Source organism: Streptomyces sp. NPDC048604 (assembly GCF_043199435.1).
Classification (GTDB): Bacteria; Actinomycetota; Actinomycetes; order Streptomycetales; family Streptomycetaceae; genus Streptomyces.
Window position 1 is genome coordinate 15,251 of the sequence record NZ_JBICVX010000009.1, and the last position, 26,704, is coordinate 41,954.

Here is a 26,704-nt window from a genome sequence, read left to right on the forward strand (position 1 = left end):
GTCCGTGTTTCCGCGACATCACCCCACGGTCACGGGAGCGGACAGTTCGTCCACCGGGGCGACAACTCGTCGCCCCATGGCGGGAATTGTGCGACCGCATGTCGCTTGTGGCCTACGTCACGCACGAGGATGCTCTCGCGCCATGGCAGAGAACCCCACCCCAGCGGCCCCAGAGGTCCACCGGCTCAAGGCGAACTCGGTCGGGCTGATCGGCGTCGTCTTCATGGCGGTCGCCACGGCCGCGCCCATCACCGCGATGACGGGCAACCTCCCCATCGCCGTCGGTTTCGGCAACGGCACCGGCGCGCCGGCCGGATATCTCTTCGCGACGCTCGTCCTGACCGTCTTCTCGGTCGGCTACGTCGCCATGGCGAAGCGGATCACCGCCGCCGGCGCCTTCTACGGCTACATCTCGCACGGCCTCGGCCGGATCGCGGGCATGGCGTCCGGCATGCTCGCCGTGCTCGCGTACATCGTCTTCGAGGCCTCGATCGTCGGTGTGTTCGCGTACTTCACCAAGACGACGGTGGCCGATCAGCTCGGCCTCGACCTGCCCTGGATCGTGTACGCCGCGGCCATGCTGGCGGTCACCGCCGTCCTCGCGTACTTCGACATCAACCTCACCGCCAAGGCGCTCGGCGTCATGCTGGTCGCGGAGATCGCCGTCCTCTTCGCGGTCGCCACCGCCGTGCTGATCGCCGGGGGCGGGCCCGACGGGATTCCCGTCGAGCCGATCGACCCGAGGAACGCCTTCACCGGGGCGTCCGCCGGGCTCGGCCTGTTCTTCGCCTTCTGGTCGTGGGTCGGCTTCGAGTCCACCGCGATGTACGGCGAGGAGTCCCGCGACCCGAAGCGGGTCATCCCGCGCGCCACCCTGATCTCCGTGATCGGGGTCGGGGTCTTCTACATCTACGTGTCGTGGATGACCATCGCGGGCAACGGCCTCGCCGGTTCGGTGAAGCTGTCGTCCTCGGCCTCGCCGCTCGACCTGTTCTTCGCGCCCACCGAGTCCTTCATCGGCGCCTGGGCAGTCGACGCCTTCCAGTGGCTGCTGCTCACCGGCTCGTTCGCCTGCGGCATGGCCTTCCACCAGTGCGCCTCGCGCTACCTGTACGCGATCGGCCGCGAGGGCTTCCTGCACCCGGCTCTGGGCCGTACGCACGCGAAGCACGGTTCGCCGTACATCGCCTCGTACGTGCAGAGCGCCATCGCCGTCGTCCTCGTCGGCGCGTTCTGGGTCACCGGCCAGGACCCGTACATCCACCTGTACACGCTGCTCGCGATCCTCGGCACGATGGCGATCCTCATCGTGCAGACGCTGTGCTCGTTCGCGGTCATCGGCTACTTCCGCACGCACCACCCGGAGGACCGGCACTGGTTCAAGACCTTCACCGCCCCGCTGCTCGGCGGCATCGGCATGACCGCCGTGGTCGTGCTGCTGATCATGAACATGGAGACCGCGGCGGGGCTGGCCGCCGACTCGCTCTTCTACAAGACGATCCCCTGGATCGTCGGACTGGTCTTCTTCGGCGGCCTCGGCCTCGGCTTCTACCTGAAGGTCAGACAGCCCGACCGCTACGAGATCATCGGCCGGATCGTCCTGGAGGACGCCGCCGAGCGGACCGACGAGGCAGACGGCAGCACCGAGAACGCGCCCGCCGCCACCCGGATCTGACACCTCATCCCCCTCCCAGGAGCGCCCCATGGCACGCACCAACCCGATGCACCTCCTGAAGACCCTGGCCGCCGAGCACGCCGACGCCCGCCGGCTGAACCTCCCGGTCGACGAGCTCCGAGGCATGCGCCGTGACGCCCTCGGGCGCCGCACCCTCCTCAAGTACGCCGCCGCCGCCGGGCTCGCCGTCTCCGCCGGCACGGCCGTCGCCGCCCCCGCCGTCGCCCGCGCCGTCACCCCCGCCCGGGTCGCCGTCGTCGGCGCCGGCATCGCCGGCCTCACCGCCGCCCTCACCCTTCAGGACGCGGGGCTCTGCCCCACGCTCTACGAGGCCAACCCGTCCCGCGTGGGCGGCCGCATGTGGACGCAGCGCAGCCACTGGGCGTACGGCCAGACCTCCGAGATCGGCGGCGAGCTGATCGACACCAGCCACAAGAAGATCCTGGAACTCTGCCGCCGCTTCGACCTGGCCGTCGAGGACTTCCTGGGCGGTGGCCCCAACGGCGCCGAGGAGGTCCTCTGGTTCAACGGCGCCTACTACCCGCGCCATCAGGCCAACGAGGACTTCAAGGCGGTCTACCAGGCACTGCGGCGCGACCTCTCCGAGGCAGGAGAGGTGTTCTGGAACCAGACCACCCCCACCGGCACCGCGCTCGACAACATGTCCGTATACGAATGGATCGAGTCACGAGTCCCCGGCGGCCACGCCTCGCCGCTCGGCCGCTTCATCGACGTCGCCTACAACGTCGAGTACGGCGCCGACACCACCGAGCAGTCCTCGCTCGCCCTCGTCCTGCTGATGGGCTATCAGACCAATCCCGGCAACTTCAACGTCTGGGGCCTGTCCAACGAGCGGTACCACGTCGTCGGCGGCAACGACCGGCTCCCGAACGCCGTCGCCGGGGCGCTCGCCCCCGGCACCCTGCGCCTGGGCTGGTCGCTCACCGCCGTACGCGCCAACGCCGACGGCACCCAGACGCTGACCTTCACCGAGGCCGGCGCCACCCGGACCGTCACCGCCGACCACACGATCCTGTGCGTCCCGCTGCCGATCCTGCAGAACCTCGACCTCACGCAGGCCACCTTCGACCCGCTGATGAAGAACCTGCTGCGGGACGCCCGGATGGGGTACTGCACCAAGCTCAACATGCAGTTCGCCACCCGCCCCTGGCGCGGCACCGGCCCCTGGCCGGGCGTCTCGGCCGGCGACTGCTTCACCGACGCCGAGGTCCAGCAGACCTGGGACACCACAAAGGTCCAGGGCGGCACGGGCGGCATCCTGCTCCAGTACGGCGGCGGCAGCCTCGCGAAGGCCCTCACCCCGGCCGGGCCGTTCTCCACCGAGTCCGACCCGTACGTACGGGGCCTCGTCACCCGCCACCTCGCCGGCATCGACGCCTTCTTCCCCGGCACCTCGCAGGCGTACACCGGCCGCGCCCAGCTCTCCGCCTGGCACCGGAACCCGTACGCCCTCGGCGCGTACTCCTGCTGGCCGGTCGGCTACCTGCACCGGTACGCGGGCTACGAGGGCACCGCCCAGGGCAACGTCCACATCGGCGGCGAGCACTGCAGCTACGACTTCCAGGGCTTCATGGAGGGCGGGGCCACCGAGGGCGAGCGGGCCGCCCGGGAGGTGATCGCCGCGCTGAGCTGAGCCCCCCGGGCCGACTCAGGAGCGGGCCGTCTCAGGAGCGGGCCGGGGCGATGTTGTGGTTGTGGCGGAACACGTTGTCGGGGTCGTACGCGGCCTTCACCGCGCGCAGCCGCCGGTAGTTCTCCTCGCCGAAGGAGTTCACCACCCGCTGCTCGCCCTCGGCCCCGACGAAGTTCAGGTACACCGCGTCGATGGACCACGGCCGTGCGTCCGCCCGCACGTCCCGCACCCACTGCTCGGCACGCTCGTCGTCCGCCGGGTTCTCCCAGGTCGCGAACGGGTGCAGCACCCACGGCGCGGTGCGCCAGGGCTGCGGGTAGGCGGCGCCGTCGCGCGCCAGCGCTCCGCCCATCATGAACAGCACGTGCTGGATCGGCAGGCCCTCGGGGATGACCGCGCCGCGGTCGCAGTAGATGTCCACCGCCTGGTCCGGGAGGCCGGCCAGGTACTCGGCCGACCAGTAGTTCCGCAGCCCGGGCGGGTCGTCCAGCATGGACTGCAGCTCGGCGTAGGGCACGTCCTGGACGATCTCCACGGCCGGTTTCAGCGCGAACAGCGGGGCCGCCAGCTCGCGCAGCTCGCCGACCGGACCGGTGTACGTGAACAGCGTCCCGCAGATCAGCCGGCCCACCAGGTCCTCAGGGACGAACGGCTCCGGCGGCGCGGGCATGTAGATCACCCCGCCGCCGAAGTCGTCCGGGGCGCCCTCCGCGAGGTTCCGGAAGGTGCGGACGATCTCGGGCGCGTTGTCCGGCAGGAAGAACAGCATCCCCATGCTCATCCGCGGCAGCTCGTGCAGCCGCAGCGTCAGCGAGGTCGCCACCCCGAAGTTGCCGCCGCCGCCGTGCAGCGCCCAGAACAGCTCCGGGTGCTCCTGCGCGTCGGTGTGGACGTGCTTGCCGTCGGCCGTGATCAGGTCCGCGGCCAGCAGATTGTCGCTGGCCAGCCCGAACTTGCGCTCCAGCCACCCCGAGCCGCCGCCCAGCGTGAACCCGCCGACGCCGGTGGTCGACACCCGCCCGCCGGTGGTCGCGACGTGGAACGGCTGGCAGGCGTGGTCCATCTGCCCCATCGTCGTCCCGCCGCCGACCCGTACGGTCATGTCCTCCGGGTCCACGACCACCGTGTGCATCCGGCGCAGGTCGATCACGAGGGCGCCGTCGATCACGGAGGTCCCGGCGACGCTGTGCCCGCCGCCGCGCACCGCGATCGGGAGTTCCGCCGCGCGGCCGAAGAGGACCGCGTTCGACACATCGGCCTGGCTCTCGCACTGGGCGATCACCGCGGGACGCCGGTCGATCATGCCGTTGTGGATGACGCGGGCCTCGTCGTAGCCGGGATCGCCGGGCAGGAACACCTCACCCGCGAGATCCTCGACCAGTCCGGCCAGGGCGTTTTCGGAGACATGGGGACTCATGGGAGCCCCCTTCCGCAAGGGGCGACAAGGACCATCTCATCGTATTCCGGCCGCCCCCGGCACGCTCCTCAGCCTCCGTACGCCCCGCTCGCCGTCAGCCGCAGCGCCGTGTCGATGAGCGGCACGTGGCTGAACGCCTGCGGGAAGTTGCCCACCTGACGCTGCAGCCGCGGGTCCCACTCCTCCGCGAGCAGCCCCAGGTCGTTGCGGAGCGCAAGCAGCCGCTCGAACAGCTTGCGGGCCTCGTCGACCCGGCCGATCATCGCCAGGTCGTCCGCCATCCAGAACGAGCAGGCCAGGAAGGCCCCCTCGTCGCCGGGCAGCCCGTCCACGCCCGCGTGCTCGCCCTCCGTCGGGTAGCGCAGGATGAAACCGTCCTCCGTGGACAGTTCCCGCTGGATCGCCTCGATGGTGCCGATGACGCGCTTGTCGTCCGGCGGCAGGAAGCCCATCTGCGGGATCAGCAGCAGCGAGGCGTCCAGTTCCTTCGAGCCGTACGACTGCGTGAAGGTGTTCCGCTCCGGGTCGTAGCCCTTCTCGCAGACGTCCCGGTGGATGTCGTCGCGCAGCTCCCGCCAGCGCTCCAGCGGTCCGTCCGCGTCGCCGGACTCGATCAGCTTGATCGTCCGGTCGACCGCCACCCAGGCCATCACCTTGGAGTGCACGAAGTGCCGGCGCGGGCCGCGGACCTCCCAGATGCCCTCGTCGGGCTGGTTCCAGTGGTCCTCGAGGTACTGGATCAGCCTCAGCTGCAGCAGCGAGGCGTAGTCGTTGCGGGACAGGCCCGTCATGTGCGCCAGGTGCAGCGCCTCGGTGACCTCCCCGTAGACGTCCAGCTGGAGCTGGTTCGCCGCGCCGTTGCCGGCCCTGACGGGGGCGGAGTTCTCGTACCCGGGCAGCCAGTCCAGCTCCTGCTCGCCGAGCTCCCGCTCGCCGGCGATGCCGTACATGATCTGCAGGTTCTCCGGGTCGCCGGCCACCGCGCGCAGCAGCCACTCCCGCCAGGCGCGGGCCTCCTCGCGGTAGCCGGTGCGCAGCAGCGAGGACAGGGTGATCGCCGCGTCGCGCAGCCAGGTGTAGCGGTAGTCCCAGTTCCGTACGCCGCCGATCTCCTCCGGCAGGGAGGTGGTGGGCGCGGCGACGATGCCGCCGGTCGGCGCGTACGTGAGGGCCTTCAGCGTGATCAGGGACCGGACCACGGCCTCCCGGTACGGGCCGTGGTACGTGCAGTGCTCCACCCACTCGCGCCAGAAGTCCACCGTGGCGTCCAGGGAGCCCTCCGGGTCCGGCAGGGCCGGCGGCTCCTTGTGCGAGGGCTGCCAGGTCATGGTGAAGGTGACCCGGTCGCCGGGGGTGACGGTGAAGTCCGAGTAGGTCGTCAGGTCCTTGCCGTGGGTCTCGGCGTCCATGTCCAGCCAGACCGAGTCCGGGCCGGCGACGGCGACGGTGCGCTCGCCGACCTTGTGCACCCAGGGCACGATCCGGCCGTAGCTGAACCGCATGCGCAGCGCCGAGCGCATCTGCACCCGGCCGCTGACGCCCTCCACGATCCGGATGAGCTGCGGCGCCCCGTCGCGCGGGGGCATGAAGTCGATCACCCGGACGGTGCCGCGCCCGGTGTCCCACTCGGACTCCAGGACCAGTGAGTCGCCCCGGTAGCACCGCCGGTCCGCGGGCGGCGGGGTGCTGGCGTCCGGTACCGACGGGCCGATCCGCCAGAAGCCGTGCTCCTCGGTGCCGAGCAGTCCGGCGTAAACGGCGTGCGAGTCGAAGCGCGGCAGGCACAGCCAGTCGACCGAGCCGTCCCGGCAGACCAGTGCTGCGGTCTGCATGTCTCCGATGAGTGCGTAATCCTCGATGCGCCCGGCCACGTGCATCTCCAGTCGAACGGCCACGTCCGCCCCGCGGGGCGCTGCTTGCAAGGTAAGCGATGGTCAGCGGGTCAAGGTTCGTTGACGAGACCTGATCGACCGGTTGACAGCGGGGGTGTGCCGTTGGCCGGCCCGGCTCGGCAACGTGTCCGAGCAGGATACGTCGCACCCTAGTGATCCGCGCGGTCGTCCGGACAACCCCGCTGCTCCTTCCGGGGGAGCGAAAAATGGCCGTTCGGGTGGGAGAAGCGGATTGTCGGGTGACCGGATGGTGAATTCACCGCCCGGCGCGGCGGCCCCGGGGGTCGCCCGGTCGCCGTCCGTGTGCACCCGTGTGCCCCGTGTGGCCGGAAGCCATCTCCCCTCGGCGCTGATACCCTGGTACCCCGTGGACCGGTGGGAAACGGCGACAGCCGAGGACCCCCGAAACCGCAGCGACGACGCCCCCGGAGTCCTCCGGAGCGGCCGCCGTTACGCACCTTCAGAACGCGACCACGGGAGCCCCCTCTTGGCGATGCCGCCCAACACCACGACGACCAAGCACATCTTCGTCACCGGGGGTGTCGCCTCCTCCCTCGGCAAGGGCCTCACCGCCTCCAGCCTGGGTGCGCTCCTGAAGGCCCGCGGTCTGCGGGTCACGATGCAGAAGCTCGACCCGTACCTGAACGTCGACCCCGGCACGATGAACCCGTTCCAGCACGGCGAGGTCTTCGTCACCAACGACGGCGCCGAGACCGACCTGGACATCGGCCACTACGAGCGCTTCCTCGACGTCGACCTCGACGGCTCGGCCAACGTCACCACCGGCCAGGTCTACTCGCAGGTCATCGCCAAGGAGCGGCGCGGCGAGTACCTCGGCGACACCGTCCAGGTCATCCCGCACATCACCAACGAGATCAAGTCACGGATCCGCCGCATGGCGACCGACGACGTCGACGTGGTGATCACCGAGGTCGGCGGCACGGTCGGCGACATCGAGTCGCTGCCGTTCCTGGAGACCGTCCGCCAGGTCCGTCACGAGGTCGGCCGGGACAACGTCTTCGTCGTGCACATCTCGCTGCTGCCGTACATCGGCCCGTCCGGCGAGCTGAAGACCAAGCCGACCCAGCACTCCGTCGCCGCGCTGCGCAACATCGGCATCCAGCCCGACGCGATCGTGCTGCGCGCCGACCGCGACGTCCCCACCGCCATCAAGCGCAAGATCTCGCTGATGTGCGACGTGGACGAGGCGGCCGTGGTCGCCGCCATCGACGCCAAGTCGATCTACGACATCCCGAAGGTGCTGCACACCGAGGGCCTGGACGCGTACGTCGTGCGCAAGCTCGACCTGCCGTTCCGCGACGTGGACTGGTCCACCTGGGACGACCTGCTCGACCGCGTCCACAACCCCGACCACGAGGTCACCATCGCGCTGGTCGGCAAGTACATCGACCTGCCCGACGCGTACCTCTCGGTCACCGAGGCCATGCGGGCCGGCGGCTTCGCGAACAAGGCCCGGGTCAAGGTCAAGTGGGTCACCTCCGACGACTGCAAGACCCCGGCCGGCGCGGCCAAGCAGCTGGGTGACGTCGACGGCATCCTCATCCCCGGCGGCTTCGGCGACCGCGGCGTGAGCGGCAAGGTCGGCGCGATCCAGTACGCCCGCGAGAACAAGGTGCCGCTGCTCGGCATCTGCCTGGGCCTGCAGTGCATCGTCATCGAGGCGGCCCGCAACCTGGCGGACATCCCCGAGGCGAACTCCACCGAGTTCGACCCGGCCACCGCGCACCCGGTCGTCTCCACGATGGAGGAGCAGCTCGCGTACGTGGAGGGCGCCGGCGACCTCGGCGGAACGATGCGCCTGGGCCTGTACCCGGCGAAGCTCGCCGAGGGTTCGGTCGTCCGCGAGGTCTACGCCGACCAGCCGTACGTGGAGGAGCGCCACCGCCACCGCTACGAGGTGAACAACGCCTACCGCGCGGAGCTGGAGAAGAAGGCCGGGCTGGTGTTCTCCGGAACCTCCCCGGACAACAAGCTCGTCGAGTACGTCGAGTACCCGAGGGAGATCCACCCGTACCTGGTCGCGACCCAGGCGCACCCGGAGCTGAAGTCCCGCCCGACCCGCCCGCACCCGCTGTTCGCGGGCCTGGTGAAGGCCGCCGTGGAGCGCAAGACCGCGGAGTAACGCCACTTGTTACCGTTGCCGGGGTACGGGTCCCTTCTCGGGACGCGTACCCCGGTTTCGTGTGTGGGAGGACGGACGCTGATGGAGTTGCAGGACACCCCGGAGGAGTGGCAGGTCGTCGCGACGACGACGCCCTTCCAGGGGAACAAGACCAGTGTTCGCACGGACGACGTGGTGATGCCGGACGGCACGGTCGCGCGCCGCGACTACCAGGTGCATCCCGGTTCGGTCGCGGTGCTCGCGCTGGACGACGAGGACCGCGTCCTGGTGCTGCGTCAGTACCGGCACCCGGTACGGCACAAGCTGTGGGAGATCCCGGCGGGCCTGCTCGACGTGCCCGGCGAGAACCCGCTGCACGCGGCGCAGCGCGAGCTGTACGAGGAGGCGCACGTCAAGGCGGAGGAGTGGCGCGTCCTGACGGACGTGTACACCACGCCGGGCGGCTGCGACGAGGCGATCCGGATCTTCCTGGCGCGGGGACTGTCCGAGGCGGAGGGGGAGCGGTACGAGGTCTCCGAGGAGGAGTCCGACATGGAGCTCGCCCGGGTGCCGCTGGACGACCTGGTGCGCGGGGTGCTCGCCGGCGAACTGCACAACAACTGCCTCGTGGTGGGCGTGCTGTCGCTGACGGCGGCCCGCGCGGGCGAGGGCCCGGACGCGCTGCGCCCGGCCGACGCGCCGTGGCCGGCGCGGCCGTTCGAGGCGTAGCGACGCCCGAGGCGCAGGACTGTGCGGCGGGGCCGGTGGTCTTCACCTGCCCCGCCGTTCCGGTATGACGATCCGTTGATCCGATCGAGGGAACTGTCCGCCGCGCTCCGCCGGGTCGGCACCCGTCGCTGAACTACGCTCGTGATCGCCCGTGCGGAGCCCCCGCGGGATCGGAGCGCGTGCGCGGACAGACGGGAGTTCCACCCGTGTCGGATCAGGCGGTGGCGACCGGCGGCGTGCGCCGATTCTTCGGCAGGCAACGGGAGTTGAAGGCGCTGCGCGCCGACATCGAACGCACCGGCCTGGACACCCTGGCCGGCCGCAAGGCCCCCCGGGCCCGGGTGCTGCTCGTCGCCGGACGCCCCGGCTCCGGCCGTACCGCGCTCGCCGGGGAACTGGTCGCCGGGCTGTCCGCCGCGTACCCCGACGGCGTGCTGCGCGCCCGGCTCACCGACTTCGGCGGCGCCCCCGTGCCCACCGAGCGCACCGCCCGCGAACTGCTCGACGCGCTCGGCATCGACGGACCCGCCGGAGCCGACGGCGACGAACTGACCGAGACCCTGCGCGAGACCCTCGCCGTCCGCCGCACCGTGCTGCTGCTCGACGACTGCGTGGACGCCGAGCAGGTCGACCCGCTGCTCCCGGACAACGCCGAGTGCCTGGTCGTCGCCGTCGCCCAGGGCCCGCTCACCGGCATCCCCGACGTACGGCCCTGCACCCTCGGCGGACTCGACCCGAAGTCGGCGATCGAGCTGCTCGAGAGCTACACCGGCTCGGTGCGGATCACCGTCGACCCGCAGGCCGCCGAGACGCTCACCGAGGTCTGCGGCGGCAAGCCCGCCGCGCTGGTGCTCGCCGGCGGCTGGCTGGCCTCCCACCCCAAGGCCTCCGTCGCCGACCTCGCCAAGCGGCTGCGCGCGCTGACCGGCGAGCCGCAGGACCGCGCGTTCCGGCTGCTCCACGAGGCCCTGCCGCAGCCCGCCGCCCGGATACTGCGACTGCTCGCCCTCGCCCCGCTGGGCCTCGCCGACGCCCACACCGCCTCCGCGCTGGCCGGCTGCTCGGTCTCCGCCGCCGCGACCACCCTGTCCGACCTCGCCGGCCTTGGGCTCGTCCGGGCCGGCGCCGACGGCCAGTACGAGGTGCCCGGGCATCTGGAGGCCCCGCTGCGCGCACTCCTGGAGGAGAAGGACCGGCCGGCCGAGGCACAGCTCGCCCGGGCCCGGATGCTGGAGCGGAACGTACGGCTGCTGCAGTCCTGCCGGGCCGTGACCGAGGCCGAGGGCTCGGCGGCCCGGCGCAAGCTGGCCGGACTGCCGCGCGCCCTGCGGTTCCCGAACGCCGAAGCGGCGGCCCGCTGGCTGGGCGCCCGCCGTCCGGCGCTGCTCGCCTCCGCGCGCCTCGCCGTCGCCGACGGCGAGCTGGACACCCTGGCGCGGCGGCTGGTCTCCGCGCTGGTCAGGGCCCTGGCCGCACACCGGGGCGCGGAGGCCGCCGCCCCGGACCTGTACGGACTGCACGGACTGGTCCTGGACGTCGCCGAGCGCCGCGGGCTGCACCGGGAGCGGGCCGCCGCCCTGCTGAACCTGGCCGACCTCGACGCCCGGACCGGCCGCACCGAGGCCGCCCTGGCCCGCTACCGGACCGCGCTGGACGCCGGACGGGCCGCGAACGACCCGTACGCGATCGGCCGAGCGATGGAATCCGTAGGAGGTTCCTACCAGGAGCTGGGCGACTGGCAGCGGGCCGGCGACTGGTACTCCCGGGCGCTCGCGCACCGCCTCGCCCGCGACGAGCGCGCCGACCAGGCCCGGCTGTACGGCCGGCTCGGCGCGGTCCTCACCTACTCCGGCCGCTACGGCGAGGCGCTGCGCAACTGGCGCGCGGCCGCCGCGGGCCACCGCCGGCTCGACGATCTGCCCGGCTACGCACGGGCGTTGAGCGAGGCCGCGCGGGTCCAGGAGTACGCCGGCCGGCCGGAGGAGTCCCTGCGGACCTGCGAGGAGGCGGTGGAGTGGGCCCGGCGCGCCCGGGACGAGCGGCTGCAGGCCGCGCTCCAGCTCAGGCTGGCCGACACCCTCGACCGGCTCGGCGACCCGGCCGCCGCCCGACTGCACCGGCTGACTGCGGAAAGACTCCTTGGAACCCCCTCATCCGCCTACGAAATCCGTAGTGCTTCTGGTGAGGATTAGTTGTTTGTAAGGCTAGACAGCTGGAAATCCTTCATTAGACTGGGTCCGCCGCAATCGAACGCGGTCTGCCCCGGTGCGTAGCGATGCATCCGGGTATGTATGCCATTGCTCCACCCTTCCCCCTGATTCAAGGACCGTGATCGACGATGAAGGTCGGCATCCCCCGCGAGGTCAAGAACAACGAGTACCGCGTGGCCATCACCCCCGCCGGTGTCCACGAGCTCGTCCGCAACGGCCACCAGGTCTTCATCGAGCAGAACGCCGGTGTCGGCTCCTCGATCACCGACGAGGAGTACGTGGCGGCCGGCGCCGACATCCTCGGCACCGCCGACGAGGTCTGGGCCACCGCCGACCTGCTGCTCAAGGTCAAGGAGCCCATCGCGGAGGAGTACCACCGCCTCCGCAAGGACCAGACCCTCTTCACCTACCTGCACCTGGCCGCGTCCAAGGAGTGCACGGACGCGCTCCTGGAGTCCGGCACCACCGCCATCGCCTACGAGACGGTCGAGCTGCCCAGCCGCGCGCTCCCGCTGCTCGCCCCCATGTCCGAGGTCGCGGGCCGCCTGGCCCCGCAGGTCGGCGCGTACCACCTGATGCGCTCGGCCGGCGGCCGCGGCGTGCTCCCCGGCGGCGTCCCCGGCACCCACGCCGGCGAGTGCGTGGTCATCGGCGGCGGCGTCTCCGGCTGGAACGCCGTGCAGATCGCCATCGGCCTGGGCTTCCACGTGACCCTGCTCGACCGGGACATCAACAAGCTCCGCGAGGCCGACAAGATCTTCGGCACGAAGGTCAAGACGATCGTCTCCAACGCCTTCGAGCTGGAGAAGGCCGTCATCGAGGCCGACCTCGTCGTCGGCGCCGTCCTCATCCCGGGTGCCAAGGCTCCGAAGCTGGTCACCAACGAGCTCGTCGCCAAGATGAAGCCCGGAAGTGTCCTTGTCGACATTGCCATCGACCAGGGCGGCTGCTTCGAGGACTCCCACCCGACCACCCACGCCGAGCCGACCTTCATGGTCCACAACTCGGTCTTCTACTGCGTCGCCAACATGCCCGGCGCGGTCCCGAACACCTCCACCTACGCCCTCACCAACGCCACGATGCCCTACATCGTGTCGCTGGCGAACAACGGCTGGGCCGAGGCGCTGCGCCGCGACGCCGCACTGGCCAAGGGCCTCAACACCCATGACGGCAAGGTCGTTTACAAGGAGGTCGCCGAGGCTCACGGCTACGAGCACGTGGAACTGAGCGCCCTCCTGGGCTGAGCCCCGGGGCACCGCGGAGCCGACCCTCGGGCTGAGCTTCGCCGACGGTGAGTCAATGCCCGCCGTCAACCTCACGCGTCCGGCCGGACCTTGCCGAGCAAGGTCCGGCCGGATGTGTGTCCGGCCACGTTCCGGCCGGTGTTCAACTCGCCTCGAACGTAACCCTTTAACCGTTTCGCACACCCCTGAAACGTCTCGATGCATGCCTGTGCACCCTTGACAGCGGGGTGTTCGATTGCCGACACATCGGGCCGGGTCCGGCGGATTGTGTTGCTGCGGAGCGGTGACACGCCATAGAGTCGCCAACCGTCGGCATGGTGCCACGCTGACCTATCGATAAATGTTCCTGGTCACGTCCAAGGAGGTAAGACGACTTGTGAATAAGTCGACATTCACTCCCGGGAGTGGCGAGTCAGGAGACGACCCGATCGGCTCCGTCGCGGTTCGTAGCCTCGCGACACACCAGCCCATGACGACAGCCCACACGATGAAGACGATGGACGGCCTACACGTGAACGCCACGGCCGGCAACGAGAGTGGCCGAGAGTCCACCCACTTCGCCGCCTACGACGAGCTGCCCGAGGGTCACTTCTACGACCCCGACGCCGAGTACGAGCCCGACCCGGAGTACGCGGCCACCCTCGCACCCGACGCTGCCCGCCAGCGCCGCGAGCGGATCGGCCCGACCGGACGGCCCCTGCCGTACTTCCCGATCCCGGGACCGCTGACCGACCACGGTCCCGCGAAGATCATCGCGATGTGCAACCAGAAGGGCGGCGTCGGCAAGACCACGTCGACCATCAACCTGGGCGCGGCGCTCGCGGAGTACGGCCGCCGGGTCCTGCTCGTCGACTTCGACCCGCAGGGCGCGCTGTCCGTGGGTCTCGGCGTGAACCCGATGGAGCTCGACCTCACCGTCTACAACCTGCTCATGGAGCGGGGCATGTCGGCCGACGAGGTGCTGCTCAAGACCGCGGTCCCCAACATGGACCTGCTGCCGAGCAACATCGACCTCTCGGCGGCCGAGGTCCAGCTGGTGAGCGAGGTGGCGCGGGAGTCCACGCTGCAGCGCGCGCTGAAGCCGCTGATGAACGACTACGACTACATCGTGATCGACTGTCAGCCCTCGCTCGGCCTGCTGACCGTGAACGCGCTGACCGCGGCGCACAAGGTCATCGTGCCGCTGGAGTGCGAGTTCTTCGCGCTGCGCGGTGTGGCCCTGCTGACCGAGACCATCGAGAAGGTCCAGGAGCGGCTGAACCCCGAGCTGGAGCTCGACGGCATCCTCGCCACGATGTACGACTCCCGGACCGTGCACAGCCGTGAGGTGCTGGCGCGTGTCGTCGAGGCCTTCGACGAGCACGTCTACCACACGGTGATCGGCCGGACCGTGCGCTTCCCGGAGACCACGGTCGCCGGCGAGCCCATCACCACGTACGCCTCCAACTCCGTCGGCGCCGCCGCGTACCGCCAGCTCGCCAGGGAGGTGCTCGCCCGGTGTCACGCCGAGTGAGTCTGCCCGGAGCCGACGAGCTGTTCCGTACGACCGGGGGCACGGCCCTGCAGTCCTCGTCGCCCCGCCGGGGCGAGCCGAGGGTGCCCGCTCCGGCGGGCGAGAGCGACACCGAGGCGGCGGCCGAGGGCGCGGGCGGCTCCGAGGAGCACGCCGCGGCGGACTCCGAGACGACGGAGCCGCGCGCCCGCGTGGCGGAGCCGGAGTCCGCGGCCGCGCCGAAGCCGATGACGGCGTCCGCCGCGCAGGCGGGCGGCGCGGCGCGCCGGCGGGGCCGGTCGCCGAGCCGGCGGCCCAGCGGGCGGGAACGGCACGACGAGAAGATCACGGTCTACGTCTCCGCCGAGGAGCTGATGGACCTGGAGCACGCGCGCCTGGTGCTGCGCGGCGAGCACGGCCTCGCGGTCGACCGCGGCCGGATCGTCCGCGAGGCGGTCGCGGTGGTCCTCGCCGACCTGGAGTCCCGCGGCGACGCGAGCATCCTGGTCCGGCGTCTGCGCGGCCGCTGAAGGTAGCCTGCGGGCTGCCGCGCCCCTTGCTCCTGTCAGGACCCCCATGCCCCCCGCCGAAACGTCCCCGCAGCCCCGCCGCCGCCCCCTGGGGCGCGGCCCGGGCGGGTTCCCGCGCGCGGGGGAGGACCCGGCGGCCGAACCCCCGCCGGTCGAACCGGCGCCGGACGATCCTGCTCCGGCGGCTGAGGCGCCCGTACCGGCCGCAGACGTCCCCGTACCGGCGCCGGAGGCCCCCGCAGCCGTACCGGTGACGGAGCCTCCCGCTCAGGAGCCCGAGCCGGCCGCCCCCGGCGAGGCACCCGCTCCCGGCGACGCGCCCGGTCCCGCCGAGGCCGGGCGGTTCACCGTGCGGCTGGGGAACTTCGAGGGGCCGTTCGATCTGCTGCTGCAGCTCATCGCGAAGCACAAGCTGGACGTCACCGAGGTCGCGCTGTCCAAGGTGACCGACGAGTTCATGGCGTACATCCGGGGGATGGGGCCCGACTGGGACCTCGACCAGACGACCGAGTTCCTCGTCGTGGCCGCCACGCTGCTGGACCTCAAGGCCGCCCGGCTGCTGCCCACCGCCGAGGTCGAGGACGAGGCGGACCTGGCGCTCCTGGAGGCGAGGGACCTGCTGTTCGCCCGGCTCCTTCAGTACCGCGCGTACAAGGAGATCGCCGGGATCCTCGCCGAGCGCTGGGAGAGCGAAGGGCGGCGGTACCCGCGGACCGTCGGCCTGGAACCGCACCACGCCGAACTGCTGCCCGAGGTCGTCATCAGCATCGGCCCCGAGGGCTTCGCGAAGCTGGCCGTCAAGGCCATGCAGCCCAAGGCCAAGCCGCAGGTGTACGTCGACCACATCCACGCCCCGCTGGTCAGCGTCCGCGAGCAGGCCGGCGTCGTCGTCGCGCTCCTCAAGGCGCGCGGGACCTGCAGCTTCCGCGAGCTGGCCGAGGACGCCGCGGACACCCTCACCGTCGTCGCCCGCTTCCTCGCGCTCCTTGAGCTGTACCGGGACAAGGCCGTCGCCCTCGACCAGGAGGACGCCCTCGGCGACCTCACCGTGTCGTGGACCGGCGGGGACGGGGACACCCGCGTCACCGACGAGTTCGACCGAGTAACGGAGGCCATGGAATGAGCGACGTCCAGGGCGGCCTCAAGCCCGCCCTCGAAGCCGTGCTGCTCGTCGTCGACGAGCCCGCCACCGAGGAGCACCTCGCCAGGGTGCTCGAAGCGCCCCGCCGCGCCGTCGCCGACGCGCTGCGCGAGCTGGCCGACGAGTACACCGCCCAGGGCCGCGGCTTCGAGCTGCGGCTCGTCGCGGGCGGCTGGCGGTACTACACCCGCGCCGAGCACGCCGCGGCGGTCGAGCGGTTCGTGCTCGACGGGCAGCAGGCCCGGCTCACCCAGGCGGCGCTGGAGACCCTCGCGGTCGTCGCGTACCGCCAGCCGGTCAGCCGTTCCCGCGTCTCCGCGGTGCGCGGAGTGAACTGCGACGGCGTGATGCGCACCCTCCTGCAGCGCGGTCTTGTGGAGGAGGCGGGCGCGGAACCCGAGACAGGTGCGATCCTGTACAGGACGACGAACTACTTCCTGGAGCGGATGGGCCTGCGCGGCCTGGACGAACTCCCCGAGCTCGCGCCCTTCCTCCCCGAGGCGGACGCGGTCGAGGCCGAGTCCCGGGAAGGACTTCCGTCGTTCGAAGACGCAGACGCAATCGACAAGACGGAAATTTGATGCGAAGCAGCAGCGGCAGGAACAGCGGAAACAACGGCGGGAGCCGTGGTGCCAAGAGCGGCGGCCGCGGCAATTACCGAGGGGCCGGCAACGCCCGCGACGAGCGGGGCCAGACCCCCGGCCGGACGCGCAACCCCCGCCCCGAGGAGCGCACGTACGACGTGGGCATGCCGTCCGACGATCCGAAGCGGGGCCGCGGCGCGGCCGCCCGCGGCGGTGCCAAGGGCGGACCCAAGCAGTCCCCGAAGCGCGGCGGCGGCCGGACCGCCCCCGCTCGTTCGCGCGAGTACGACGCCCGCGCGGAGGAGCGCAACCGGGAGCGGTACGCGAACAAGCCCGAGGTCAAGACGCCCAAGACCTTCCCCGGCGCCGAGCAGGAGGGCGAGCGGCTGCAGAAGGTGCTGGCCCGCGCCGGTTACGGCTCGCGCCGTGCCTGCGAGGAGCTGATCGAGCAGGCCCGGGTCGAGGTCAACGGCGAGATCGTCCTGGAGCAGGGCCAGCGCGTGGACCCGGAGAAGGACGAGATCCGCGTCGACGGTCTCACCGTCGCCACGCAGTCGTACCAGTTCTTCGCGCTGAACAAGCCCGAAGGCGTCGTCTCCACCATGGAGGACCCGGACGGCCGCCAGTGCCTGGGCGACTACGTCACCAACCGCGAGACCCGGCTCTTCCACGTCGGCCGGCTCGACACGGAGACCGAGGGCATCATCCTGCTCACCAACCACGGAGAGCTGGCGCACCGCCTCACGCACCCCAAGTACGGCGTGAAGAAGACCTACCTGGCCGCCATCACCGGTCCGCTGCCGCGTGAGGTCGGCAGGCTGCTCAAGGACGGCATCCAGCTGGAGGACGGGTACGCCCGCGCCGACCACTTCCGGGTGGTCGAGCAGGTCGGCAAGAACTACCTGGTCGAGGTCGTGCTGCACGAGGGCCGCAAGCACATCGTGCGGCGGATGCTCGCCGAGGCGGGCTTCCCGGTGGAGAAGCTGGTGCGGACCGCCTTCGGTCCGATCGGGCTCGGCGACCAGAAGTCGGGCTGGCTGCGGCGGCTGTCGAACACCGAGGTCGGGATGCTGATGAAGGAGGTCGGCCTGTAAGGGCCGCTCTCCCGGAGAGTCCCGAGGGGCCCGTGACCGCCGCGCGGTGGTCACGGGCCCCTCGTATTCGTGTGCGTTCGCACTTGTGGGCGAGTGGTGACCCGCTTTATAGTCAAGGTGACTCTTAAAGAGCTCGGTGTGTCGTGCGACGGCCGGCTCCGCCTGGACCCACGGGGGTGGACCAGGCAGACCGGCGGCACGGCGCCCGAACGCCGTGGGGGCGGAGGTGACGGGGCATGAGGCGCTACGGGCACGGGCTGGTCCTGGGGAGGTTCGGTCCGCCGCACGCCGGACACCACCACCTGATCCGCACCGCCCGCGACCGCTGCGAGCGGCTCACCGTTCTCGTCTGCGGCGCGGCCCCCGAGCCGCTCGCCCTGGACGACCGGGTCGCCTGGCTGCGCGAGGTGCACCCGGACGTCCGGGTCATCGGCGCGGACGCCGTCGCCGACCCGTCCGCCGTGCCCGCGGCCGTCCTCGCCGCGGCCGCCGTGCCCGAACCGGTCGACGCGGTCTTCAGCTCCGAGCCGTACGGCGAGGAGCTGGGCCGGCGGCTCGGCGCGGAAGCGGTCTGCGTGGACCCCGGGCGCAGCGTGTTCCCGGTCTCCGGCGCCGCCGTGCGCAAGGACCCGGTGAGCTGGTGGGACTTCCTGGAGCCGCCGGTGCGCGCCGCGCTGACCCGGCGGATCGTCGTGCTCGGCGCCGGATCCACCGGCGCGACCACCCTCGCCCTCGCCCTCGCCGACCACTACCGGCGGCGCGGCGGCGTCTGGGCCCGCACCCGCTGCGTACCGGACTACGCGGACGCCTACCGCGGCGGGCGGCCGGCGCGGGAGCTGCGCACCGAGGAGTACCCGCTGATCGCCGGCGGCCAGGCCGAGCGCGAGGAACTGGCGGCCCGCACCGGCGCGCCGGTGCTGTTCTGCGACGCGGACGCGTTCACGGCGACGATCCGGCACGAGCGGTACCTCGGCGCGCCGAGCGAGGAGACGGCCCGGATCGCGGCGCGCGGCCGCCAGCACCTGTGGCTCCTGACCGACCACCGCGGCGTGCCGCCCGCCGACGGGGACGAGGACGCGCTGCGCGCCTGGACGACCGCCCGGCTGCTCGCGCAGCTCGCGCACACCGGGCGGCGGAGCGCCGTCCTCACCGGACCGCACGAGGAACGGCTGGCGACCGCCGTCGCCGCCGTGGACGACCTGCTGGCCGAGGGCTGGCAGCTGACAACGGAGTTCCCATGAGCACCGCCCGGGCCCCCGAGGGCTACGACAAGTACGCCTTCGAGCCCTTCGCCGTCACCGTCGACCTCGCCGTCCTGACGGTCCGCGAGCAGCGGCTGCACGTGCTGCTCGTCGAGCGAGGCCAGGAGCCGTACGCGGGCGCCTGGGCGCTGCCCGGGGGCTTCGTCCTGCCCCGGGAGTCCTCCGAACAGGCCGCGCGGCGCGAACTCGCCGAGGAGACCGGCCTTGCCGACGGCACGGTCGCCGGGCTCCACCTGGAACAGCTGCGGACCTACAGCGAACCGGACCGGGACCCGAGGATGCGGGTGGTCTCCGTCGCGTACACCGCGCTCGTGCCGGACGACCTGCCGGAGCCGCGCGGCGGCGGCGACGCGGCGCAGGCCCGCTGGCTGCCCTACGGGACGCACGGACCCCTCGCCTTCGACCACGACCGCATCCTCGCCGACGCCCGCGAACGGGTCGGCGCCAAGCTCGAGTACACATGTCTCGCGACCGCCTTCTGCCCGCCGGAGTTCACCCTCGGCGAGCTGCGGGAGGTGTACGAGACGGTCTGGGGCGTCGAGCTCGACCGCCCCAATTTCCGGCGCAAGGTCCTCGCCACGGCCGGCTTCGTCCAGGCCGTGGAAGGACCGCCGCGCCTCACCGGCGGACGGGGGAAACCGGCCGCTCTGTACAAGGCGGGCAGCGCCACCGCGCTGCACCCGCCTCTGCTGCGACCGGAAGGACGGTCATCCACGTGATCAGTGCACGGACCATCACCAAGCAGGCAGCCACGGGGACGCTGATCGGACTGGCGCTCGGCGACGCGCTGGGCTTCCCCACCGAGTTCAACGACGTGCCGGCCATCCTCGCCAAGTGCGGGCCCTGGCGGCGGATGGAACTGCCCGGCGGGCGCGGACAGGCGCACGTCACCGACGACACCCAGATGACACTCGCGGTCGCGCGCGGGCTGCGCACGGCCGTGGACCGCGGGGTCCTCGCCCCGCTGCGGCTGCTCCCGCCGCTGCGGGAGGAGTTCGTCGACTGGTACCACTCCCCGGACAACAACCGCGCACCCGGCCGGACGTGCCTGGCCGCCTGCCGGCTGCTCGACGGCGACCGGCCCTGGCAGCAGGCCAGCCAGATCGGCTCCAAGGGCTGCGGGGCCAACATGCGGGTCGCGCCGGTCGGCCTGGTGCCGGGCCTGAGCGACGAGCAGCGGGCCGGCGCGGCGCAGCTCCAGTCCGCGCTCACGCACGGCCACCCCACGGCCCTGGCCGCCTCGGACCTCACAGCCCGCGCGGTGTACCTGCTGACGCAGGGCGCGGAGCCGCTGGGCCTGGTCGGCCGGCTGCGCTCGTACGCGTACGAGAACCGCTCCCGCTACCACCACAAGTGGCTCGGCGACCTGTGGGCCCACGGCCACGACGCGACGCCGGAGTCGTACATCGAACGCGGCTGGGACGAGTGCCTGGCCGTCCTGGAGAAGCTGGCGGAGTCGCTGCGCACGGCCGACCCGGAGCTCGACCCCTGCGAGTACACCGGCGACGGCTGGATCGCCGAGGAGGCCCTGGCCACCGCCCTGCTGTGCTTCCTCCTCTTCCCGGAGGAGCCGGTCACGGCCCTGCGCCGCGCCGCCTGCACCCGCGGCGACTCCGACTCGATCGCCTGCCTCACCGGAGCCTTCGCCGGCGCCCACCTCGGCGCCGCGGCCTGGCCCAAGGAATGGTCCGAGCGCATCGAGTACCGCAGCGAACTCCTCACCCTGGGCGCCCTCTGGGACGTCTGAGCGACTAGCCCTCGCGCAGGGCCGACGCCCGGCGGGTCCGGGTGAGGAAGGACTCGACCGCGGCGTGGTCGGGGGACGCGGGGAGGGGCGAGGCCGGCAGGGCCTCGTCCGTCTCCGAGTGGAGGCGGGCCATCCAGGCCTCGATTTCCGGCCAGGTGATCTCGCCGCGTTTGACGGCGAGCAGCCGGTCGCGCTCCGGGCCCGCGTCCAGGGTCAGCCGGCCGGTGCGCAGCAGGTCGCGGCAGCTGATCAGGAGGCGCAGCAGGTGCATCGCGTGCTTCCAGCGCGGGGCGCCGTACTGGCGGAGGTCGGCGTCCAGCTTGCGGCGCTGGGTCGTCGCGTAGCCGACGAAGGTCTGGTGCACCCGGCGGGACAGGAACGCGCCGCGCAGCGCCAGCAGCTCGCGGCCGGTGTCGTCGACCTGCTCGACGAGCGGGGAGTGCAGGCACTCCAGGATGTTCGGGTTGCCGCGCAGGGCGAGTTCGCAGAAGCGTTCCAGCTCCCAGCTGAACTGCTCCTCGCGCGGCCCCTCCACATGCGTCGGCGGCTTCTCGAAGCGCCAGTACAGCGGGGTCGGGGCCAGATACACGCCCCTGCGGTCCGTGTCGCTGCCCTCGGTCGCCAGACCGAAGGCGCGCGACCCCATGACGCAGGAGTAGATCGTGTGGTCGCGCACCAGCGCCTCGGGAGTCATGCGGGGCAGGGTAGTGGGCGGCGGTTCCGCGGGGCGCGGGATTTCCTCGCCGCGGCCCGCGCCCGGGCGACGGTCAGTCCAGCGTGATCTGGTCGCCCTCCACCGTGATCTGCTCCGCCGGCAGCGGCCGCGGGGCCGGGCCGGCCGCCACCGAGCCGTCGGCGATACGGAACTTCGAGCCGTGGCAGGGGCAGTCGATCGTGCCGTTCGCGACCTTGTTGACCGTGCAGCCCTGGTGCGTGCAGATCGCCGAGAACGCCTTGAACTCGCCCGCCGTCGGCTGCGTCACCACGACCTTCCGCTCCGCGAAGACCGTGCCGCCGCCCACCGGAATGTCCGAGGTCTTCGCCAGCGCGTCGCCCGCCGGCGCGGAAGGGGAGGTCGGCGCCGGAGGGGAGGCGGGCGCCGAGCCCGTGGGCGACGGCTGCGAGGTCGGCGGGGCCGTCGTCGGGGACGGCGTCGCGCCCCCGTCCGAGCCGCTGTCCGAGCCGCAGCCCGTCACGGCCAGCGCGGCGAGCGAGCCCGCACCGGCCAGCAGCACGGTACGGCGGGGCTTGGTTTCCGGAGCCTGAGTCATGCACCCCAGCTTGGCCTTCTGCCGCGCGGACGTCCGGCAAACACGCCTAGGGCCTGACAATTCCCGTCGAGCCCGATCGTCGGACAATCCCTAGACCCAGGGCGTCAGCTCCCTCGCACGGCCGTCCGGGTCCCGGCGCACCTCCAGGACCGACGCCACCGCCGCCCGCTCGATCGGGCCGTACACGTGCGGGAACAGCATGTCCTCCGAGCCCTCCCAGCGGACCTCCGCCGCCAGCCGCGACTCGTCCAGGACCAGCACCAGCAGCGGCCCCGGCACGTCCCGGTAGTGCGCGTCGGCGATCGCCAGCGCCGTCGGCTCGTCCGGCGAGCAGTGCACGAAGCCCTCGGCGGCGAGCGACGGCGGGGCGTAGGCGGCCTCCGGGGCCGCGGTCCATTCGTCCAGCGGTACGACATGCATCAGCATGCGGACCTTTCTACCCCGTCCGGCCCCGCCGACTACGCTGATCGCGCACGCGCACATCCAAGGAGCCCCCGTGGCCGCCGCCGCCCCGAGCAAGGACACCGCCCCGTGAGAACCGCCCTCGTCATCGGAACCGGGCTGATCGGCACCTCCGCCGCGCTCGCCCTCGCCGGCCGGGGCGTCACCGTCCACCTCGTCGACCACGACCCCTCCCGGGCCCGTACCGCCGCCGCGCTCGGCGCCGGCACCGACCAGCCCGCCGAGGGCCCGGTCGACCTCGCGATCGTCGCCGTCCCCCCGGCCCACGTCGCCGCCACCCTCGCCGACGCCATGCGCGCCGGCCGCGCCCGCGGCTACCTCGACGTCGCCAGCGTCAAGGGCGGCCCCCGGCGGGAGCTGGAGGAGCTCGGGCTCGACCTCACCGCGTACATCGGCACCCACCCCATGTCCGGCAAGGAGCGCTCCGGACCGCTCGCGGCCACGGCCGACCTCTTCGAGGGCCGGCCCTGGGTGCTCACCCCGACCCGCGAGACCGACACCGAGGTCCTCAACCTCGCCCTGGAGCTGGTCGCGCTCTGCCGCGCCGTGCCCGTCGTCATGGACGCCGACGCCCACGACCGCGCCGTCGCCCTCGTCTCGCACACCCCGCAGCTCGTCTCCTCCATGGTCGCCGCGCGCCTGGAGAGCGCCGACGAGACCGCCGTACGGCTCTGCGGGCAGGGCATCCGCGACGTGACCCGGATCGCCGCCTCCGACCCCCGCATGTGGGTGGAGATCCTCTCCGCCAACCCCGGCCCGGTCGCCGACGTGCTGGCCGGTGTCGCCGCCGACCTCGACGAGACGGTACGGGCGCTCCGCGCACTGCAGTCCGCCGACGAGGACAAGCGGCAGGGCGGCGCGGCCGACGTCGAGGACGTACTGCGCCGCGGCAACGCCGGCCGCGCCCGCGTCCCCGGCAAGCACGGCGCCGCCCCGGCGCAGTACGAGACCGTCGCGGTGCTCATCAGCGACCAGCCGGGCGAACTGGCCCGCATCTTCGCCGACGCGGGCACCGCGGGCGTCAACATCGAGGACGTCCGCATCGAGCACGCGACCGGCCAGCAGGCGGGCCACGTCCAGCTCATGGTGGAGCCGAGCGCGGCGGGCCTCCTGGGCGCCGCGCTGAGGGAACGCGGCTGGTCGCTGAGGACGGCGTAGGCAGGGGCCGGGGACCCGGTCCCCGGCCGCTGGGCCGAACGGGGGTCCGGGAATCGGTAACCTTGTGGTGGTCCCCCGCATCCGCCGGGGCCGTCCCCCTGCCACCAGGAAGGTGCCCCACACCGTGGAATCCGTGATCGTCGCCATCGACGGCCCCTCCGGCACGGGCAAGTCGAGCACCTCGAAGGCGGTCGCCGCCAAGCTCGGACTGCGCTACCTGGACACCGGCGCCCAGTACCGGGCGATCACCTGGTGGATGATCACCAACGGTGTGGACGTCGAGGACGCGCAGGCCGTCGCGACCGCGGCCGCCAAGCCCGTGATCGTCTCCGGCACCGATCCGTCCGCGCCCACGATCAGCGTCGACGGGCTCGACGCCGCCGGCCCGATCCGGACCCAGGAGGTCACCTCCCGGGTCAGCGCCGTCAGCGCCGTCCCCGAGGTCCGCTCGCTCATCACCGACCTGCAGCGCTCCATCGCCGCGCAGGCGGCCGGCGGCATCGTCGTCGAGGGCCGGGACATCGGCACCACCGTGCTGCCCGACGCCGACCTGAAGATCTTCCTCACCGCGTCCGCCGAGGCCCGCGCCGCCCGCCGCTCCGGCGAACTCAAGGGCGCCGACGTGCACGCCACGAAGGCGGCCCTGATCAAGCGGGACGCGGCGGACTCCAGCCGCAAGACCTCCCCGCTGGCCAAGGCCGACGACGCCGTCGAGGTCGACACCACCGAGCTCACGCTCGACCAGGTCATCGAGTGCGTCGTCACCCTGGTGGAGGAGAAGAGGGCGGCCGAGAAGTGACCCAGCCCTCCGGGAGAGGCGCCGCGGTCGGCCGCCGGATCGGCATCGGGCTGATGTACGGCTTCTGGAAGCCGCGCGTGCTCGGCGCCTGGCGGGTACCCGCCTCCGGGCCCGTGATCCTCGCGGTGAACCACTCCCACAACATCGACGGCCCCATGGTCATGGGCACCGCCCCGCGCCCCGTGCACTTCCTCATCAAGAAGGAGGCGTTCGTCGGGCCGCTGGGCGCCTTCCTGGAGGGCATCGGGCAGCTCGGGGTGGACCGCACGAGCGCCGACCGCGCCGCCATAGGCAACGCACTCGCGGTCCTGGAGCACGGCGGCGTGCTCGGGATCTTCCCCGAGGGCACCCGCGGCGACGGCGACTTCGCCTCGCTGCGCGCCGGCCTCGCCTACTTCGCCGTCCGCAGCGGCGCGCCGATCGTCCCGGTCGCCGTGCTGGGAAGCACGGAGAAGCCCGGACGGTTGGTCAAGGCGCTGCCCCGGCTGCGCAGCGGCGTCGACGTCGTCTTCGGCGACGCCTTCGAAGCCGGCGACGGCAGCGGGCGGCGTACCCGCAAGGCGCTGGACGACGCCACCGTACGCATTCAGGAGCAGCTCACCGCGCACCTGAAAAACGCCAGGCGTCTCACCGGACGCTGAGCGAGACTCTGAGTAGTGGGACCCCGGGAGCCCGGGAACCCACCGACCACGAATGATCAAGGAACGGACTTCATGAACGACCAGCACGACCACGGGGCACTTGGCGACGCCGAGTACGCGGAGTTCATGGAGCTCGCCGCGGAAGAGGGCTTCGACCGGGAGGACGTCGAGGGCGCGATCGAGGAGGCCGGCCACGGCCCGCTCCCCGTCCTCGCCGTCGTCGGCCGCCCGAACGTCGGCAAGTCGACCCTGGTGAACCGGATCATCGGCCGCCGCGAGGCCGTCGTCGAGGACAAGCCCGGCGTCACCCGCGACCGCGTCACCTACGAGGCCGAATGGGCCGGCCGCCGCTTCAAGGTCGTCGACACCGGCGGCTGGGAGCAGGACGTCCTCGGCATCGACGCCTCCGTCGCCGCCCAGGCCGAGTACGCCATCGAGGCCGCCGACGCCTGTGTCTTCGTCGTGGACGCCACCGTCGGCGCCACCGACACCGACGAGGCCGTCGTCAAGCTGCTGCGCCGCGCCGGCAAGCCCGTCGTGCTCTGCGCCAACAAGGTCGACGGCCCCTCCGGCGAGGCCGACGCCACCGCCCTGTGGTCGCTCGGCCTCGGCGAGCCGTACCCGGTCTCCTCGCTGCACGGCCGCGGCACCGGCGACATGCTCGACGCCGTTCTGGAGGCCCTGCCCGACGCCCCCGCCCAGACCTTCGGCAACGCGATCGGCGGCCCGCGCCGGATCGCCCTGATCGGCCGTCCGAACGTCGGCAAGTCCTCGCTCCTGAACAAGGTCGCCGGCGAGGACCGCGTGGTCGTCAACGAGCTGGCCGGCACCACCCGCGACCCGGTCGACGAGCTGATCGAGCTCGGCGGCAAGACCTGGAAGTTCGTGGACACCGCGGGCATCCGCAAGAAGGTCCACCTCCAGGAGGGCGCGGACTACTACGCCTCCCTGCGCACCGCCGCCGCGGTCGAGAAGGCCGAGGTGGCCGTCGTCCTGATCGACACCACCGACAACATCTCGGTCCAGGACCAGCGGATCATCACCATGGCCGTCGAGTCCGGCCGTGCCCTCGTCATCGCCTACAACAAGTGGGACGAGCTCGACGAGGAGCGCCGCTACTACCTCGAGCGCGAGATCGAGACCGAGATGCAGCAGGTCTCCTGGGCGCCCAGGGTCAACGTCTCCGCGAAGACCGGCCGCCACATGGACAAGCTCGTCCCGGCGATCGAGACCGCGCTGGAGGGCTGGGAGACCCGTGTCCCCACCGGCCGCCTGAACGCCTTCCTCGGCGAGCTGGTCGCCGCCCACCCGCACCCGGTCCGCGGCGGCAAGCAGCCCCGCATCCTGTTCGGCACCCAGGCGGGCACCAAGCCGCCCCGGTTCGTGCTCTTCGCCTCCGGCTTCCTGGAGGCCGGCTACCGCCGCTTCGTCGAGCGCCGGCTGCGCGAGGAGTTCGGCTTCGAGGGCACCCCGATCCACATCTCGGTCCGGGTGCGCGAGAAGCGCGGCAGGAAGAAGTGACGTGACGTCCGGGACGTGACGTGAGCAGACGGCGGAGGGCCGGGGCGTGCAGTGCAGCC

23 protein-coding genes are annotated in these 26,704 nt (G+C 72.2%); 18 read left to right on the plus strand and 5 right to left on the minus strand.

Features of this window, described 5'->3' with window-relative positions:
- Nucleotides 1-142 precede the first annotated feature (142 nt).
- Nucleotides 143-1,675, plus strand: a complete 1,533-nt coding sequence (locus ACGFMM_RS19450; RefSeq protein WP_393647593.1) for an APC family permease — start codon at nucleotides 143-145, stop codon at nucleotides 1,673-1,675.
- Between the two features lie 28 nt (nucleotides 1,676-1,703).
- Nucleotides 1,704-3,329 carry a flavin monoamine oxidase family protein gene (locus ACGFMM_RS19455; protein ID WP_393647594.1) on the plus strand — a complete coding sequence of 542 codons (1,626 nt, stop codon included), beginning with the start codon at nucleotides 1,704-1,706 and terminating at the stop codon, nucleotides 3,327-3,329.
- Nucleotides 3,330-3,360: 31 nt separating this feature from the next.
- On the opposite strand, the gene ACGFMM_RS19460 is transcribed toward ACGFMM_RS19455, so the two are convergent.
- Together ACGFMM_RS19460 and ACGFMM_RS19465 are read right to left on the minus strand one after the other, a co-directional pair.
- Nucleotides 3,361-4,746, minus strand: coding sequence for an FAD-binding oxidoreductase (locus tag ACGFMM_RS19460; protein ID WP_393647595.1), 1,386 nt, complete (start codon nucleotides 4,744-4,746; stop codon nucleotides 3,361-3,363).
- A gap of 68 nt (nucleotides 4,747-4,814) precedes the next feature.
- Nucleotides 4,815-6,617 carry a glycoside hydrolase family 15 protein gene (locus ACGFMM_RS19465; RefSeq protein WP_393647860.1) on the minus strand — a complete coding sequence of 601 codons (1,803 nt, stop codon included), beginning with the start codon at nucleotides 6,615-6,617 and terminating at the stop codon, nucleotides 4,815-4,817.
- Between the two features lie 514 nt (nucleotides 6,618-7,131).
- Between ACGFMM_RS19465 and ACGFMM_RS19470 the strand changes: the two genes are divergently transcribed.
- From ACGFMM_RS19470 to ACGFMM_RS19525, 12 genes are all read left to right on the plus strand, one after another.
- Nucleotides 7,132-8,781, plus strand: coding sequence for a CTP synthase (locus tag ACGFMM_RS19470; RefSeq protein WP_393647861.1), 1,650 nt, complete (start codon nucleotides 7,132-7,134; stop codon nucleotides 8,779-8,781).
- Between the two features lie 81 nt (nucleotides 8,782-8,862).
- A complete protein-coding gene (locus ACGFMM_RS19475; protein ID WP_393647596.1) occupies nucleotides 8,863-9,489 on the plus strand; it encodes an NUDIX domain-containing protein in 627 nt (208 codons plus the stop codon).
- A 206-nt stretch (nucleotides 9,490-9,695) separates the two neighbouring features.
- Complete coding sequence (locus ACGFMM_RS19480; protein ID WP_393647597.1) at nucleotides 9,696-11,681, plus strand: tetratricopeptide repeat protein; 1,986 nt, start codon at nucleotides 9,696-9,698, stop codon at nucleotides 11,679-11,681.
- Nucleotides 11,682-11,827: 146 nt separating this feature from the next.
- Entirely contained in the window at nucleotides 11,828-12,943 is a 1,116-nt protein-coding gene (gene ald / locus ACGFMM_RS19485) for an alanine dehydrogenase (RefSeq protein ID WP_393647598.1), read from the plus strand.
- A 469-nt stretch (nucleotides 12,944-13,412) separates the two neighbouring features.
- Entirely contained in the window at nucleotides 13,413-14,456 is a 1,044-nt protein-coding gene (locus ACGFMM_RS19490) for a ParA family protein (protein WP_393647599.1), read from the plus strand.
- Nucleotides 14,441-14,965, plus strand: coding sequence for a hypothetical protein (locus ACGFMM_RS19495; RefSeq protein WP_393647600.1), 525 nt, complete (start codon nucleotides 14,441-14,443; stop codon nucleotides 14,963-14,965). Before ACGFMM_RS19490 ends, ACGFMM_RS19495 begins: the two co-directional genes overlap by 16 nt.
- Before the next feature lie 46 nt (nucleotides 14,966-15,011).
- Nucleotides 15,012-16,088: a segregation and condensation protein A gene (locus ACGFMM_RS19500; RefSeq protein ID WP_393647601.1), complete on the plus strand. Its 1,077-nt coding sequence runs from the start codon at nucleotides 15,012-15,014 to the stop codon at nucleotides 16,086-16,088.
- The gene (gene scpB / locus ACGFMM_RS19505; protein ID WP_393647602.1) at nucleotides 16,085-16,687 is read left to right on the plus strand and encodes an SMC-Scp complex subunit ScpB; all 603 of its coding nucleotides are present in this window, start codon (nucleotides 16,085-16,087) and stop codon (nucleotides 16,685-16,687) included. The genes ACGFMM_RS19500 and scpB overlap by 4 nt, the downstream gene beginning before the upstream one ends.
- The gene (locus ACGFMM_RS19510) at nucleotides 16,687-17,784 is read left to right on the plus strand and encodes a pseudouridine synthase (protein ID WP_393647603.1); all 1,098 of its coding nucleotides are present in this window, start codon (nucleotides 16,687-16,689) and stop codon (nucleotides 17,782-17,784) included. The genes scpB and ACGFMM_RS19510 overlap by 1 nt, the downstream gene beginning before the upstream one ends.
- Before the next feature lie 236 nt (nucleotides 17,785-18,020).
- Complete coding sequence (locus ACGFMM_RS19515) at nucleotides 18,021-19,025, plus strand: AAA family ATPase (RefSeq protein ID WP_393647604.1); 1,005 nt, start codon at nucleotides 18,021-18,023, stop codon at nucleotides 19,023-19,025.
- Complete coding sequence (locus ACGFMM_RS19520; RefSeq protein ID WP_393647605.1) at nucleotides 19,022-19,765, plus strand: NUDIX domain-containing protein; 744 nt, start codon at nucleotides 19,022-19,024, stop codon at nucleotides 19,763-19,765. Before ACGFMM_RS19515 ends, ACGFMM_RS19520 begins: the two co-directional genes overlap by 4 nt.
- Complete coding sequence (locus ACGFMM_RS19525; protein ID WP_393647606.1) at nucleotides 19,762-20,793, plus strand: ADP-ribosylglycohydrolase family protein; 1,032 nt, start codon at nucleotides 19,762-19,764, stop codon at nucleotides 20,791-20,793. Before ACGFMM_RS19520 ends, ACGFMM_RS19525 begins: the two co-directional genes overlap by 4 nt.
- Nucleotides 20,794-20,797: 4 nt before the next feature.
- Here the strand turns inward: ACGFMM_RS19525 and ACGFMM_RS19530 are convergent, their stop codons facing one another.
- The 3 genes from ACGFMM_RS19530 to ACGFMM_RS19540 form a co-directional block, all read right to left on the minus strand.
- On the minus strand, nucleotides 20,798-21,487 hold the full coding sequence (locus tag ACGFMM_RS19530; protein ID WP_393647607.1) for a DNA polymerase beta superfamily protein: 690 nt from the start codon (nucleotides 21,485-21,487) through the stop codon (nucleotides 20,798-20,800).
- A 73-nt stretch (nucleotides 21,488-21,560) separates the two neighbouring features.
- Complete coding sequence (locus ACGFMM_RS19535) at nucleotides 21,561-22,064, minus strand: Rieske (2Fe-2S) protein (protein ID WP_393647608.1); 504 nt, start codon at nucleotides 22,062-22,064, stop codon at nucleotides 21,561-21,563.
- A 90-nt stretch (nucleotides 22,065-22,154) separates the two neighbouring features.
- The gene (locus ACGFMM_RS19540; protein ID WP_393647609.1) at nucleotides 22,155-22,490 is read right to left on the minus strand and encodes a DUF952 domain-containing protein; all 336 of its coding nucleotides are present in this window, start codon (nucleotides 22,488-22,490) and stop codon (nucleotides 22,155-22,157) included.
- A 105-nt stretch (nucleotides 22,491-22,595) separates the two neighbouring features.
- Between ACGFMM_RS19540 and ACGFMM_RS19545 the strand changes: the two genes are divergently transcribed.
- The 4 genes from ACGFMM_RS19545 to der all read left to right on the plus strand — a co-directional run bounded on the left by ACGFMM_RS19545 (nucleotide 22,596) and on the right by der (nucleotide 26,645).
- Nucleotides 22,596-23,684 carry a prephenate dehydrogenase gene (locus ACGFMM_RS19545; protein ID WP_393647610.1) on the plus strand — a complete coding sequence of 363 codons (1,089 nt, stop codon included), beginning with the start codon at nucleotides 22,596-22,598 and terminating at the stop codon, nucleotides 23,682-23,684.
- 112 nt (nucleotides 23,685-23,796) lie between these two features.
- A complete protein-coding gene (gene cmk / locus ACGFMM_RS19550) occupies nucleotides 23,797-24,483 on the plus strand; it encodes a (d)CMP kinase (RefSeq protein WP_393647611.1) in 687 nt (228 codons plus the stop codon).
- A 53-nt stretch (nucleotides 24,484-24,536) separates the two neighbouring features.
- Complete coding sequence (locus ACGFMM_RS19555; RefSeq protein WP_393647862.1) at nucleotides 24,537-25,124, plus strand: lysophospholipid acyltransferase family protein; 588 nt, start codon at nucleotides 24,537-24,539, stop codon at nucleotides 25,122-25,124.
- 72 nt (nucleotides 25,125-25,196) lie between these two features.
- Nucleotides 25,197-26,645, plus strand: coding sequence for a ribosome biogenesis GTPase Der (gene der / locus ACGFMM_RS19560; protein ID WP_393647612.1), 1,449 nt, complete (start codon nucleotides 25,197-25,199; stop codon nucleotides 26,643-26,645).
- Nucleotides 26,646-26,704: the final 59 nt, after the last annotated feature.

Excerpts from the sequence above, each read along its gene's own strand:
- scpB (WP_393647602.1), top strand. The coding sequence starts at position 16,085 with ATGAGCGACGTCCAGGGCGGCCTCAAGCCCGCCCTCGAAGCCGTGCTG.
- ACGFMM_RS19540 (WP_393647609.1), bottom strand. The coding sequence starts at position 22,490 with ATGCTGATGCATGTCGTACCGCTGGACGAATGGACCGCGGCCCCGGAG.
- ACGFMM_RS19510 (WP_393647603.1), top strand. The coding sequence starts at position 16,687 with ATGCGAAGCAGCAGCGGCAGGAACAGCGGAAACAACGGCGGGAGCCGT.
- ald (WP_393647598.1), top strand. The coding sequence starts at position 11,828 with ATGAAGGTCGGCATCCCCCGCGAGGTCAAGAACAACGAGTACCGCGTG.
- ACGFMM_RS19515 (WP_393647604.1), top strand. The coding sequence starts at position 18,021 with ATGAGGCGCTACGGGCACGGGCTGGTCCTGGGGAGGTTCGGTCCGCCG.
- ACGFMM_RS19500 (WP_393647601.1), top strand. The coding sequence starts at position 15,012 with ATGCCCCCCGCCGAAACGTCCCCGCAGCCCCGCCGCCGCCCCCTGGGG.
- ACGFMM_RS19475 (WP_393647596.1), top strand. The coding sequence starts at position 8,863 with ATGGAGTTGCAGGACACCCCGGAGGAGTGGCAGGTCGTCGCGACGACG.
- ACGFMM_RS19555 (WP_393647862.1), top strand. The coding sequence starts at position 24,537 with ATGTACGGCTTCTGGAAGCCGCGCGTGCTCGGCGCCTGGCGGGTACCC.
- der (WP_393647612.1), top strand. The coding sequence starts at position 25,197 with ATGAACGACCAGCACGACCACGGGGCACTTGGCGACGCCGAGTACGCG.
- ACGFMM_RS19460 (WP_393647595.1), bottom strand. The coding sequence starts at position 4,746 with ATGAGTCCCCATGTCTCCGAAAACGCCCTGGCCGGACTGGTCGAGGAT.
- ACGFMM_RS19450 (WP_393647593.1), top strand. The coding sequence starts at position 143 with ATGGCAGAGAACCCCACCCCAGCGGCCCCAGAGGTCCACCGGCTCAAG.
- ACGFMM_RS19520 (WP_393647605.1), top strand. The coding sequence starts at position 19,022 with ATGAGCACCGCCCGGGCCCCCGAGGGCTACGACAAGTACGCCTTCGAG.
- ACGFMM_RS19490 (WP_393647599.1), top strand. The coding sequence starts at position 13,413 with ATGACGACAGCCCACACGATGAAGACGATGGACGGCCTACACGTGAAC.
- ACGFMM_RS19470 (WP_393647861.1), top strand. The coding sequence starts at position 7,132 with ATGCCGCCCAACACCACGACGACCAAGCACATCTTCGTCACCGGGGGT.
- ACGFMM_RS19530 (WP_393647607.1), bottom strand. The coding sequence starts at position 21,487 with ATGACTCCCGAGGCGCTGGTGCGCGACCACACGATCTACTCCTGCGTC.
- ACGFMM_RS19455 (WP_393647594.1), top strand. The coding sequence starts at position 1,704 with ATGGCACGCACCAACCCGATGCACCTCCTGAAGACCCTGGCCGCCGAG.
- ACGFMM_RS19535 (WP_393647608.1), bottom strand. The coding sequence starts at position 22,064 with ATGACTCAGGCTCCGGAAACCAAGCCCCGCCGTACCGTGCTGCTGGCC.